Raw genomic sequence first — 12696 nt, 5'->3', positions numbered from 1 at the left:
GTTTGATATTGTTACCCTTTGTTTTGAAATTTATTTTTGAATTCTAATTTCATTGTTATATCAACTTACCTTTTGAATTGTTACCCCTTGTTTTGATTTTTTTTATCGGGTAATCAATGCCCAAAGTTTAGAGATGAAATTGATTCCTAATTTTTTTAAATTTCCCATAATCTAAAAGTTTTAAAAAGTTTCGAATATTGATTTATACCGTTATATCAACTTGGTTTTATATTTGTTACCCCTTTTTTTACTAATTTCGAAAAAAAGTTTTTTTATGGCCAATGCTACTATTCATCCCGACCAAATCTATATTGATGGACTTGCCAATAATGATTCGGTGATAATTCAATCTATTTACAAAAAGTTTGTTCCCAAAGTCGTCTCTTATATAAGGAACAATTCTGGCGATGAAGACAAGGCGCAAGACGTGATTCAAGAAATCCTGATTTTGCTCTTTAATCAGGCCAAAGCCAATAAGCTGCAACTGACTTGTCCGTTTGATGCCTACTTTTTTTTATTGTGCAAAAGAAAATGGTTGAACGAAATAAAAAAATCTTCGAATAAAGGGGTAACAATCGATGAAGATTTGCCATCTAATAATGAACCCACAGAGGAAATGGTAACAGAAACCGAAGTATTCGACGAAAAGCAGCAACTTTTTGACACGATGTTTCAAAAACTGGGCGACAAATGCCAGGAGCTATTGAAATTGAGTTTCACCATCAAATCAATGGAGGAAGTTGCCGAAAAACTCAATGTAACTTATGGTTATGTTCGAAAGAAAAAATCGTTGTGCGTTGGTCAATTGACCCAATGGATTCAGGAAACCAATCGCTTTAAATCTTTAAAAAACACCTAACGATGAACGAGAAACGCTATATATTATTCGAAAATTATCTTTCAAACGAATTGTCTGCCGAGGAAAAAATCTCTTTTGAAAAACAATTGTCCGAAGACATTGAATTTGCTTCAGCTTTTGAAATTTTCAAGGAATTGAATCAGCATTTGGCAAACAAATTCGGGAATGAAAAGGATTTAAAAGCCTTCAAAAAGAAGCTAAAATCCATTTCCAAGGAACATTTCAAATCCAAAAAAACAAAAGTGGTTGCTTTCAAACCTTGGCAATATGCCATTGCCGCTTCGATTGCCATTTTGGTGGGATTGTTTGTTTTCCAAAACATAAATCCATCTTTCGAAGATTATAATAATCCGGAAATGGCAACTTTCATTGAAAGAGGCGATGTGAACGAAAATTTGAAATTGGCGCAAGACGCATTTAACACAAAAAATTACAAAGCGGCAATTCCGCATTTTGAAGCAGTTTTAAAAGAAAGCAAATCGCCCGAAATCCAGTATTTCTATGCGGTTTCGCTTTTGGAAGACAATCAATTCCAGAAAGCCGAAACCAATTTGGCTGAATTAAAATCAGGAACTTCCATTTATAAAAACAAAGCGACTTGGTATTTGGCACTTTCGAAATTGAAACAGAAAGATTATGATTCCTGCAAAGCAATTCTCCAAAGTATTCCTGACGATTATGAGGATTACGACCAAGTGCAGGAATTGTTGAACGAATTGGATTAAAGGTTGACACAGATTCCACAAATTTTCACAGATTAATTTGTGTCAATTTGTGAAATCTGTGTTGTGTTTGTCTTAATTTGGTTCATTTTTTTGAGCAAGATTGTATCTTTGCCGCTTAAATAAAGCTTGCAATGACAATTACCGATACGCATACCCATTTATATTCCAACGAATTCGATGAAGACCGAGACGAAATGATTCAGCGCGCCATTGATGCCGGTGTTTCGCGTTTTTTTATTCCCGCCATTGATTCTGCTTATACCCAGTCGATGTATGACTTGGAAAAAGCCTATCCCGAAAACATTTTTTTGATGATGGGTTTGCATCCCACGCACGTCAAAGACAATTATCTCGAAGAATTGCAACATATTGAGGAAGAATTGGCCAAGAGAAAATTTGTGGCCATTGGTGAAATTGGCATCGATTTGTATTGGGATAAAACCCATTTGCCACAACAACAAGATGCTTTTAGAAAACAAATCCAATTGGCGAAAAGCCACAAATTGCCCATTGTGATTCATTGTCGCGAAGCTTTCGACGAGATTTTCGAAATTCTGGAAGAAGAAAAATCGCCTGAGTTATTCGGGATTTTTCACTGTTTCTCGGGGAATTATGAGCAAGCTTTACAAGCCATTTCATATAACATGAAACTGGGAATTGGCGGTGTCGTGACGTTCAAAAACGGAAAAATTGACCAGTTTTTGAATCAAATCGATTTGAAACACATTGTTTTGGAAACCGATTCTCCTTATTTGGCTCCCGTTCCTTTTCGAGGAAAACGCAACGAAAGCAGTTATTTAGTAAATGTGGTTCGGAAATTGTCGGAGATTTATAATCTGTCGCAAGAGGAAATAGCATTTGTTGCAACTGAAAATTCTAAAGCCATATTTGGGATTTAATGTAGAATTCGTCTATTTTTGTTAAAAATTTTGTTCATTTGTTCTTTAAAAAAATATGCTATATGTCAAAATTTGACGCTATTCGTCCATTTTATGATACCGAGGTAAACGATGCCATTCTAAAGATGATTGATCATCCAATGATGAAGGCATTGATGAATTTTACTTTTCCAGATCTTGCAGACGAAATTTGGAAAGAACAACTCCGAAGAACGCATTCCACGAGGGATTTTCAATGCAATTTCATATACCGATCGCTAAAAAAAGTGTTGGAAAAAACCTCTGATGGACTTAGTACTTCGGGTTTTGAGAAGTTAGAACCCAATACTGCCTATTTATTTATTTCGAATCATCGAGATATTCTTTTGGATACATCCTTGCTCAACGCTTGTTTGTTCGAACACAAACTGGTAATGACCGCCTCGGCTATTGGAGACAATTTGGTTACCAAGTCATTCTTGAAAGTATTGGCGCGATTAAACCGTAATTTTCTGGTTCAAAGAGGATTGTCGCCTAGAGAAATGCTGCAAAGTTCCAAATTATTATCTGAATATATTAGCAAGTTATTGCAACACGAAAACCGTTCGGTTTGGATAGCACAGCGCGAAGGAAGAACCAAAGACGGGAATGATGCCACAAACCCAGGCGTTTTAAAAATGCTTGCCATGGGGTCTGACGAAGAAAATTTGATGGATTATTTCAAGAAAATAAAAATAGTTCCCGTGTCAATATCCTATGAATACGACCCAACCGATGCCTTGAAAATGCCCCAACTTTTGGCGGAAGCCAGACAGGAAATTTACATCAAGGAGAAAAATGAGGATTTCATCAATTTGATGAGTGGTATTATGGGGCCAAAAAGAAGAATTCATATTCACGTTGGCGATGTTCTGGTCGACGAATTAGATGCCATCAAAGGCCAACATGAAAATTCAAACAAGCAAATTCAGGCCTTGGCACAAGTTATAGATGATTCGATTTTGAGTAATTACAAATTGTGGCCGACTAATTATATTGCTTATGATATTTTGAATCAAACCGATACGTATTCGCATTTGTACACCGAAAATGAAAAGTCGCTTTTTGAACGTCGATTGGAAATGAGAATAGATCATTCAAATTCATTGGCACTGCAAAGTTTCTTGGCCATGTATGCCAACCCTGTTGTCAACAAGTTGAAATACGAGAATGCAGTCTAAAGCCAAAATACTTCTAATCTATACCGGCGGAACCATCGGTATGAAGAAGGATTTTGAAACAGGAGCGCTCAAGGCTTTCAATTTTAGCAAATTATTGCAAAGAATCCCGGAATTGAAACAATTGGATTGTGAAATCGAAACTATTTCTTTCGAAAAACCAATTGATTCTTCCAATATGAATCCCAATGAATGGTCTAAAATTGCCGAAATTATTGCTGATAATTATTCCCCATTTGACGGATTTGACGGATTTGTCGTTTTGCACGGTTCTGATACGATGTCCTATTCCGCATCGGCATTGAGTTTTATGCTCGAAAACTTGTCGAAACCTGTCATTTTCACTGGATCACAATTGCCTATTGGCGATTTAAGGACCGATGCCAAGGAGAATTTGATAACCGCCATTCAAATTGCTTCCTTGCAAGAAGATGGAAAACCGGTAATCAGCGAAGTTTGCCTTTATTTCGAATACAAATTGTATCGTGGCAACCGAACCACAAAATTGAATTCTGAAAATTTCAACGCTTTTATCTCTCCCAATTATCCTATTTTAATTGAATCGGGAGTGCATCTAAAAACTTATCCCGAATTATTTTTGCCCAAAACAAGAATCAAAAAACTGCGAATTCACAAGAATTTAGACAATCATGTTGTTATAATAAAATTGTTTCCGGGTATTAGCGAAAGCGTTTTGTCGGCCATTTTTAACATTCCGCAACTCAAGGGAGTTGTATTGGAAACCTACGGTGCAGGAAATGCGCCAACAGAAGACTGGTTTTTAACTCTTTTGAAAAACGGAATTGCCAAAGGTTTGCAAATTGTAAATGTTACACAATGTTCGATAGGAAGCGTGACAATGGGAAAATATGAAACCAGCACTTCGTTGAAGGAAATAGGGGTAATCTCCGGTAAAGACATCACCACCGAAGCCGCAATTACCAAATTAATGTACTTGTTGGGGCAAAATGTGTCGCCAACTATGTTCAAAACAATATTCGAAACCTCATTGCGGGGAGAAATTTCATAAAAATCGAATTTTAATTTTCTTTAATCAATTTTTTTCGTGTTCTTTGCAGCCTCAAACAAATAGAGAGGTGTCCGAGTGGTTGAAGGAGCAAGCCTGGAAAGTTTGTATGTGGGTAACTGCATCGTGGGTTCGAATCCCATCCTCTCTGCGATATTTTTATAATCTAAAAAAGCTAGCCTTTCGGTTGGCTTTTTTTTGTAATTTTATCCCACAAAAAAATTAGTATGCGATTATTTCTTAGTTGTTTCCTTTTCTTATTGTTTCTTCCTGTTTTTTCGCAAGAAATCACAAGCAAAGAAAACGCTCCAAAACCAAAAACAGACTCTCTTTACAGGGAAGACCAGTTTTATTTTAGCTTTACCCTCAATACTTTGCAAAATAAACCGGCCGGTTTGACACAAGATAAATTTTCGTCGGGTTTTTCCATAGGGTTTCTTAGGGACATGCCCATCAATAAAAAAAGAACTGTCGCAGTTGCCCCAGGACTTGGTTTTACCATCAACAATTACAATCAAAACTTGGCTATTACTGAATCAAACGGTATACCGGTTTATACTATTATTGATCCTTTGACGGAGTATCGTAAAAACAAGTTTTCCCAGTTTTCGGTGGATGTGCCGGTGGAGTTCAGATGGCGTTCCTCTACTTTTGAAAGCCACAAGTTTTGGCGAATTTACGGTGGTTTTAAAATGAGTTATTTGGTTTACGACAAATCTGTTTATGAAGATGCTCAAGGCAAAATAGTTGTTGCGAACAATAAAGACTTCGAAAAAATTCAATATGGGGCTTATATTTCGTCAGGCTATAATTCAATCAATGTATATGTCTATTATGGTTTGAATTCGTTGTTTCAATCGGCAAAAACCAATGCCGAATCCATTGATATGAATTCGATGAATATTGGAGTCATGTTCTACATCCTATAGCCAGAAACCAAGCAAAAGCAGTTGTGGAATTATTCCCAAGAGAAAACCAATCACCAATTCTTTGGGCGTATGCGCTTTCATTTCTAACCTTGAAGAGGCCACAAAACCATTCATAAGTACCAAGAATGCTGTCAAATTGATGTTTCGGGATTGTGTATGAATGCTTAATACAATAACAAAAACCGTAAAAGCACTTATAGCTATCATGTGCAGGCTGGCTTTTGTTCTGAAAAACAACAAAACTAGCGCTAGTACGGTGCTCAACAATCCTCCCAAAAAGAAAAAATGAAATTCAGGAAAGTGGTCTATAGTGATGCTTTTCCTTACCAATAAAATAGTCAAAAAACACAAAATAACCAACGGGATTTTGCGCTGCGATATTTCAGAAACCATTACGTTGTCTACTTTTCCTGCGGTACGCAACACGAAAAAAAACAGGAAGGGAAGGATAATCGTGATGATCGCGATTTGAAAAACAGCGAAGTATTTTTCTGGAGTTGTATAATAAGAGTCGTTGACAAAAAAGTAAAACAAGGCGGCATATACCGGAATGAATATCGGATGGAATATATAGGAAAAAAAAGGAAGGATTTTTTTTAAATTCATTCTATAAAGTTAGGAAATCTGAAGTAAAAAAACAGGTTTATCAATGTCAAATCTGAAATCCAAAATCTCAAATCGTATGTCAGAACTATATTTTCTTCCTCATTCTAGCCACGGGAATATCTAGTTGTTCTCGGTATTTTGCAATCGTTCTTCTTGCAATAGGGTATCCTTTTTCCAGAAGGATTTCTGCCAGTTGATCGTCGGGAAGAGGTTTGTGTTTGTCTTCCTCTTCGATGGTATTTTGAAGAATTTTCTTGATTTCGAGGGTAGAAACATCTTCGCCTTGGTCGTTTTTCATCGCTTCAGAGAAGAATTCCTTGATGAGTTTTGTTCCGTAAGGTGTTTCCACATATTTGCTGTTGGCCACGCGGGAAATGGTCGAAATATCTAAACCAACCATATCGGCAATGTCTTTCAAGATCATTGGTTTTAGCTTGGTTTCGTCACCTTCAAGAAAGTATTCTCGTTGGTAATGCATAATTGCGTTCATGGTCACGAAGAGCGTTTCTTGGCGCTGTTTGATGGCGTCGATAAACCATTTGGCCGAATCCAGTTTTTGTTTGATAAACTGAACGGCATCTTTTTGCGCATTCGATTTGTCGCGGGAACTTTTGTAGGTTTGCATCATTTCCTGATAATCTTTGGAAACATGCAACGAAGGAGCATTTCTTCCGTTTAGGGTCAAAACCAATTCGTCTTCCACGATTCGAATGGCAAAATCGGGAACTACATGTTCGGTAATTTTGTTGCTTCCGGTAAAAGAACCGCCCGGTTTCGGGTTGAGTTTTTCTATTTCGTGAATGGCGGTTTTGAGCTGGTCATTCGAAACGGCATATTTTTGCAACAGTTTGTCGTAATGTTTTTTGGTAAAAGCATCAAATTGGTTTTCGATGATATCAATCGCCAAAGCCACGTATTCCGTAGGGGTTTTGTGTTTCAATTGCAACAACAAACATTCCTGCAAATCACGTGCTCCAACACCTGAAGGTTCGAGTTCGTGAATAATGTGCAACATTCTCTCGACCGTTTTCTCGTCGGTGTAAATGCCTTGGGTAAAAGCCATGTCGTCAACTAAATCTGGAGTGCTTCTTCGAATATAACCCATGTCATCGATGCTTCCCACAAGGAATTCGGCTATTTCCCGCTCCTGGTCATCCAAGATAAAAGTGTTCAGTTGGTTGATTAAATCCTGGTGAAAACTGATTGGTGCAACCAACGGCGATTCACGTTCTTCGTCGTCATCGCTGTAATTATTGGCCTGGGTTTTGTAATCCGGCGTTTCGTCGCTACTCAGATATTCATCAATGTTGATGTCGCTGGTATCTTCGCTGTCGGTATCGTCATAATCGTCGAATTCGTCGTTGGTATCATCGTTGTTGAATTCGTCATTATCGTAAATTTCGTCGTCTTCTGTTCCTGATTCCAATGCCGGATTCTCGTTCATTTCTTCCAACAAACGTTGTTCGAATGCTTGCGTGGGCAATTGAATTAACTTCATCAACTGGATTTGTTGTGGAGATAATTTTTGGGATAATTTTAGATTTAGAAATTGTTTTAACATAATAAGACGCTAATTTAATTTGCCACGAAGGCACAAAGGCACAAAGTTTTTGTTTTATTCAAAAGAAAAAGGGCAAGGTTTATTGATAATTTGACTTTGTGTTTATGAATCTTTTTATTCCGTTTTTAATTAATGGGACATTAAAATTGATTAAAAATCCCAATTGATTATCTGTTAATTTTAAATGACTAATGATTTGTGATTGCCAAACTGGATTTACAATTTCAACAGCTTTTAATTCTACAATCACAATATTTTCGAGGATTAAATCGAGTCTTAATTTTTCTTTAAGAGTTACTCCATCATATATAATTGGTATGTCAATTTGACTTTGAACATTTAATCCAGCTTTCCTTATTTCATACGCTAAACAAACTTCGTAAACTCTTTCCAACAAACCAGGCCCAAGGTTTTTATGAACCTTAAACGCAGAATTCACGATTATTTTGGCTATTTCTTCCGTTCTTTCGTCTATCATTTTAGTTGCTTTTTTAGCCACGAAGGCGCTAAGGCACAAAGTTTTTAATTATTCAATGCTGTTGAAATTGTTATTTTTGCCACTGTTTTTTGTTATTAAGTCGCAAAGTTATTTATTGTTTTAATCGCAAAAAAACTTTGTGCCTTAGCGCCTTTGTGGCATTTTTTGGTGTCTTAGAAATCTGCGTTTTGTGGTGTTCTCGGAAAAGGAATAACGTCACGAATGTTCGTCATTCCGGTTACGAAAAGCACCAATCTTTCGAATCCAAGTCCAAAACCGGAGTGAACGGCGCTTCCGAATCTTCGTGTGTCTAAATACCACCACAATTCTTCTTCACTAATTCCCAAGACTCTCATTTTTTCGACCAAAACGTCAAAACGTTCTTCTCTTTGTGAACCTCCCACGATTTCTCCAATTCCCGGGAAAAGGATGTCCATCGCGCGAACCGTTTTTCCATCTTCGTTCAAACGCATATAAAAAGCCTTGATATTGGCTGGATAATCAAACAAGATTACGGGTGATTTAAAGTGTTTTTCCACCAAATAACGTTCGTGTTCCGATTGCAAATCAGCTCCCCATTCGTTGATAATGTATTGAAATTTTTTCTTTTTGTTTGGAGTGGAATCTCTCAAAATATCAATCGCTTCGGTATAAGAAACGCGTTTGAAATTGTTTTCCAACACAAAATTTAGTTTTTCCAACAAAGTCATTTCACTTCTTTCGGCTTGTGGTTTTGATTTTTCTTCTTCCAATAATCTTCCTTCCAGAAATTTCAAATCATCCGGACATTTCTCCATCGTGTATTTAATTACAAATTGGATAAAATCTTCGGCCAAGTCCATGTTGTCATCCAAATTATTGAAAGCCACTTCGGGTTCAATCATCCAAAATTCTGCCAAATGACGAGAAGTATTAGAGTTTTCTGCCCTGAATGTGGGTCCAAAAGTATAAATCTGGCCCAAAGCCATGGCAAAAGTTTCCCCTTCCAATTGTCCAGAAACCGTCAAATTAGTATGTTTTCCGAAGAAATCTTTTTTATAATCGATATTGCCTTCTTCGTTTTTTGGCAAATTCTCCAATGGCAATGAGGTTACCTGAAACATTTCGCCGGCACCTTCCGCATCCGCTCCAGTAATGATTGGCGTGTTTACGTACACAAAACCTTTTTGTTGAAAATAATTATGAACGGCAAAAGACAATACCGAACGAATTCGCATAATGGCTCCAAAAGCATTGGTGCGAACCCTTAAATGCGCATTTTCACGCAAGAATTCCAACGAATGTTTTTTGGGTTGCATCGGGAATTTCTCTGCATCCGAATCGCCAAGAATTTTCAGTTTGGTAACTTGAATCTCGTATTTCTGGCCGGCACCTTTGCTTTCGACTAAATTTCCGGTAACCGAAATTGCGGCTCCGGTAGTGATTCTTTTCAGGGTTTCTTCGGGCGTGTTTTCAAAATTGACGACGCATTGTATGTTGTTGATGGTCGAGCCGTCGTTTAACGCAATAAATTGATTGTTTCTAAAAGTTCTTACCCAACCTTTTGCGTTTACTTCGTGAAGTATGTTGGTGCCGTTTAGCAAGTCTTTAACTCTTGTATGTCTCATCTTAATTTAATTATGGATTTTCGATTTGGTAATCGAATTACAAATATAATTTATTTGTTTGGAAAAGTCATTGGATGAGTGGTCTATTCAGGAGCAATTTTGCTATTCGCTCTTTTATATCTGAACATAAAGTAATAAACAGGATTTCTTCTTAATTAGTTGCTTTTTTTTTATAATTTTCCAAGATGTTTAAGGTGCTTCAATAGAAGACATCTTGAAAAATTTATTTTTTAATAACACACTCAATACCTACATCTTAAATGAAAAAAACTTTTTTTACCCTTTATTTATTTCTGCTTGTTTTTAGCTCAATATACGCTCAAAAAGACAAAGCCCATTATGACATCATTGTAGCTGCAGACGGAAGCGGCTCCTACACAAAAGTTCAGGAAGCCTTTGATGCTGTTCCTGAAAATAGTCTAAAACGGACCGTGATTTATGTAAAACCAGGCATTTATAAAGAAAAATTAAAATTAATCAAAAACAAAAAAGTAACTTTAAAGGGAGAATCCTATAAAAATACCATCCTTACTTTTGATGACTATGCTGAAATTGCAGGAGGCACCAGTAAATCTTTTAGCGTTTTGATTCAGGCCGATGATTTTATAGCCGAAAATATTACTTTCGAAAACACTATTGACAGTCAGTTGCCTCAATATAAAAAAGGAGGACAAGCAGTAGCTTTGATGGTTAACGGAGACAGGACTATTTTTCATCTCTGCAAAATAACTGGTTTTCAAGACACTTTTTATCTCAAAAGCAATACCAGAACTTATATAAAAGATTGTATCATTGAAGGTACAACTGATTTTATTTTTGGTTCAGGGATTTCTTTATTTGAAAACTGCTTTATCAATAGTATCAAAGGTTCTCATATTACTGCGGGGAATCAAGATCCAGGGAAAAACAAATATGGTTTTGTGTTTAAAGATTGTGTGTTTTTGACTTCAACAAAAGATACTCCTGTTAAAACAACATTAGGAAGACCTTGGGGGGCTGGCGCCAATGCCGTTATCATCAACTCTTTTGAAAGTTCACACATTGCACCCGATGGTTGGGCTATCTGGTCCAAAGACCCTGAACACAAAGCTTTCAAAAATTGGGAAACCACTTATTATGCCGAATACAATTGTTTTGGTCCAGGTTATAAACCAGAAAAGCGTTTGTCTTGGACACATCAACTGACTAAAAAAGAGTCTTCTAATTACACCAAAAAGAAAATATTTGCTGCTAATACCACTACTGCAACAAAATTTGAAAATGATTGGAATCCTAAAATAGATAATGAGTGTCAAAGTATTTTACCTCCAAAAAATGCTGAAAATGCAGATGCTGTTTTCCAAAAAGGATTCAATTAAAAACTAGATTTAGCTTTTAATATCAAAACCCAAGATAAGTCCAGTAATGGATTGTCTTGGGTTTTTTATTCTGCAGTTTTAAAAACTTACTCCTTTTTCAAAGCATCAATTTCTTCATCGCTATGTTTCAGGATGTCAATTTTTGGCTCGATAAATTCCTACTCGTTAGCCAATGTTTTGTTTAGGGTTAAAATCAAGGGGATTCAAATGATCGATTTGTTTGGAAAAATTATTGACAGGTTAGAGTATGATTTTTAATTCATTCGGTTTTAACGCCATTTTTATAGGTGCATTTTATTTGTCCTATACTAGTATAAAGGATGCCGTTTATTTCTTCACTATTACTCCATTCTCCAACAAATTTTTCCTTGTTTGCATAGAGCATGGTTCCTTGACCATTTTGTCTATTATTTAAAAATGCACCAATATATTTATCTCCATTTGGCCAAATATAAGTGCCTTGACCAGATCTGTTGCCTTCTTTCCATAAACCATAATATTTTTCTTTATTATCATATAGCATAGTGCCTTGTCCGTTGATCTTGCCATTTTTCCATTGGCCAATGTATTTGTCTTTATTGCCAAATATCATAGTGCCTTGACCATTAAAGTCATTTGCTTTAAATTCACCAATGTAACTATAACTTTTACCTAGGTAAGTAAATGTATGGGTGCCTTTACCATTGCGTTTGTCTTCTTTATATTCACCAATATATTTTTCATTTTTATAAAACATAGTTCCTTGTCCGTTTCTTAATCCCGCTTTAAACCCGCCAATAAAAAAATCCCCATTTTGATAAATTCTAATTCCCTGACCATTAAATTTTTCTTCTTTAGGTTCTATGGAATATTTTGCCCCCTTTGCAAAAGTCAAGAATCCTAGGTCTTTTCCTTTGCTGTTACTCCATTTGCCAACATATTTTTCGTTCTTAGGAGTGTAAAAAGTACCTTTTCCATTAAATTTATTATCTTTCCATTCGCCAATATATTTAGCACCATTATTATAAGTTACCGATCCTTGTCCATTTAGCCAACCCTCTTTGTATTCTCCAGCATATTTTGCGTAATCTTTAATTTCATAAGTGCCATAACCATTTAGTTTATTATCTTTCCAATGGCCTTCTGCAATTCCTCCTTTCAATCTTGCCCTGCCTTTTCCATTTGCTTTTCCATTTGCAATTTCCCCTTTGTAATAGCCACAATTATTTTCGAATGGACAAATTTTAATCGAATCTTTTTCAATTGTAGTGCGTTTTGTCTGCTGAGATGTTGTGTTTTGAGAGTTGCAATGGATGCCAATTATTAAAAATAAAAAAACTATGGTTCTTTTCATTTTGTAGGTTTTATATGTATCAAATATAATATTAAAATCATAAAAAAAGCACCCAAAAACCATTAAACTGGATTTTGGGTGCTTTTTATTTCAAGATTCAAGATTTGACAACTTTTAA

The 12696-nt window shown here is 36.1% G+C and carries 12 protein-coding genes and 1 tRNA gene; 8 read left to right on the top strand and 5 right to left on the bottom strand.

Going from position 1 to position 12696, the window contains the following annotated elements; translation table 11 throughout:
• Positions 1–274: 274 nt before the first annotated feature.
• The 7 genes from OZP13_RS14640 (at position 275) to OZP13_RS14610 (ending at position 5635) form a co-directional block, all read left to right on the top strand.
• Positions 275–859, top strand: a complete 585-nt coding sequence (locus OZP13_RS14640) for an RNA polymerase sigma factor (protein WP_281297642.1) — start codon at positions 275–277, stop codon at positions 857–859.
• Between the two features lie 2 nt (positions 860–861).
• On the top strand, positions 862–1584 hold the full coding sequence (locus OZP13_RS14635) for a tetratricopeptide repeat protein (protein ID WP_269240863.1): 723 nt from the start codon (positions 862–864) through the stop codon (positions 1582–1584).
• A gap of 131 nt (positions 1585–1715) precedes the next feature.
• On the top strand, positions 1716–2483 hold the full coding sequence (locus OZP13_RS14630; RefSeq protein WP_281297641.1) for a TatD family hydrolase: 768 nt from the start codon (positions 1716–1718) through the stop codon (positions 2481–2483).
• Positions 2484–2545: 62 nt separating this feature from the next.
• Positions 2546–3682, top strand: a complete 1137-nt coding sequence (locus tag OZP13_RS14625) for a 1-acyl-sn-glycerol-3-phosphate acyltransferase (protein WP_281297640.1) — start codon at positions 2546–2548, stop codon at positions 3680–3682.
• A complete protein-coding gene (locus OZP13_RS14620) occupies positions 3672–4709 on the top strand; it encodes an asparaginase (RefSeq protein ID WP_281297639.1) in 1038 nt (345 codons plus the stop codon). Before OZP13_RS14625 ends, OZP13_RS14620 begins: the two co-directional genes overlap by 11 nt.
• Before the next feature lie 61 nt (positions 4710–4770).
• Positions 4771–4857, top strand: a tRNA-Ser gene (locus tag OZP13_RS14615).
• A gap of 76 nt (positions 4858–4933) precedes the next feature.
• Positions 4934–5635, top strand: a complete 702-nt coding sequence (locus OZP13_RS14610) for a porin family protein (RefSeq protein WP_281297638.1) — start codon at positions 4934–4936, stop codon at positions 5633–5635.
• Here OZP13_RS14610 and OZP13_RS14605 read toward each other — a convergent pair.
• From OZP13_RS14605 to asnS, 4 genes are all read right to left on the bottom strand, one after another.
• The gene (locus OZP13_RS14605) at positions 5630–6241 is read right to left on the bottom strand and encodes a hypothetical protein (protein ID WP_281297637.1); all 612 of its coding nucleotides are present in this window, start codon (positions 6239–6241) and stop codon (positions 5630–5632) included. The two genes, OZP13_RS14610 and OZP13_RS14605, sit on opposite strands and share 6 nt — an antisense overlap.
• A gap of 85 nt (positions 6242–6326) precedes the next feature.
• A complete protein-coding gene (gene rpoN, locus OZP13_RS14600) occupies positions 6327–7802 on the bottom strand; it encodes an RNA polymerase factor sigma-54 (protein ID WP_281297636.1) in 1476 nt (491 codons plus the stop codon).
• Positions 7803–7881: 79 nt separating this feature from the next.
• Positions 7882–8280, bottom strand: a complete 399-nt coding sequence (locus OZP13_RS14595) for a GxxExxY protein (protein WP_281297635.1) — start codon at positions 8278–8280, stop codon at positions 7882–7884.
• Between the two features lie 173 nt (positions 8281–8453).
• On the bottom strand, positions 8454–9887 hold the full coding sequence (asnS, locus tag OZP13_RS14590; protein WP_281297634.1) for an asparagine--tRNA ligase: 1434 nt from the start codon (positions 9885–9887) through the stop codon (positions 8454–8456).
• Between the two features lie 260 nt (positions 9888–10147).
• On the opposite strand from asnS, the gene OZP13_RS14585 reads away from it, so the two are divergent.
• Positions 10148–11245, top strand: a complete 1098-nt coding sequence (locus tag OZP13_RS14585; protein WP_281297633.1) for a pectinesterase family protein — start codon at positions 10148–10150, stop codon at positions 11243–11245.
• A gap of 259 nt (positions 11246–11504) precedes the next feature.
• Here OZP13_RS14585 and OZP13_RS14580 read toward each other — a convergent pair whose 3' ends face one another.
• Positions 11505–12578, bottom strand: coding sequence for an MORN repeat-containing protein (locus OZP13_RS14580; RefSeq protein WP_269240851.1), 1074 nt, complete (start codon positions 12576–12578; stop codon positions 11505–11507).
• Between the last annotated feature and the right edge of the window lie 118 nt (positions 12579–12696).

The sequence above is a fragment of the Flavobacterium limnophilum genome, assembly GCF_027111315.2.
Lineage (GTDB): Bacteria > Bacteroidota > Bacteroidia > Flavobacteriales > Flavobacteriaceae > Flavobacterium > Flavobacterium limnophilum.
This window is presented reverse-complemented; position numbering and strand designations above follow the sequence as displayed.

Coding starts and splice junctions, on each gene's coding strand:
- OZP13_RS14640 (WP_281297642.1), top strand. CDS start 275: ATGGCCAATGCTACTATTCATCCCGACCAAATCTATATTGATGGACTT.
- OZP13_RS14635 (WP_269240863.1), top strand. CDS start 862: ATGAACGAGAAACGCTATATATTATTCGAAAATTATCTTTCAAACGAA.
- OZP13_RS14630 (WP_281297641.1), top strand. CDS start 1,716: ATGACAATTACCGATACGCATACCCATTTATATTCCAACGAATTCGAT.
- OZP13_RS14625 (WP_281297640.1), top strand. CDS start 2,546: ATGTCAAAATTTGACGCTATTCGTCCATTTTATGATACCGAGGTAAAC.
- OZP13_RS14620 (WP_281297639.1), top strand. CDS start 3,672: ATGCAGTCTAAAGCCAAAATACTTCTAATCTATACCGGCGGAACCATC.
- OZP13_RS14610 (WP_281297638.1), top strand. CDS start 4,934: ATGCGATTATTTCTTAGTTGTTTCCTTTTCTTATTGTTTCTTCCTGTT.
- OZP13_RS14605 (WP_281297637.1), bottom strand. CDS start 6,241: ATGAATTTAAAAAAAATCCTTCCTTTTTTTTCCTATATATTCCATCCG.
- rpoN (WP_281297636.1), bottom strand. CDS start 7,802: ATGTTAAAACAATTTCTAAATCTAAAATTATCCCAAAAATTATCTCCA.
- OZP13_RS14595 (WP_281297635.1), bottom strand. CDS start 8,280: ATGATAGACGAAAGAACGGAAGAAATAGCCAAAATAATCGTGAATTCT.
- asnS (WP_281297634.1), bottom strand. CDS start 9,887: ATGAGACATACAAGAGTTAAAGACTTGCTAAACGGCACCAACATACTT.
- OZP13_RS14585 (WP_281297633.1), top strand. CDS start 10,148: ATGAAAAAAACTTTTTTTACCCTTTATTTATTTCTGCTTGTTTTTAGC.
- OZP13_RS14580 (WP_269240851.1), bottom strand. CDS start 12,578: ATGAAAAGAACCATAGTTTTTTTATTTTTAATAATTGGCATCCATTGC.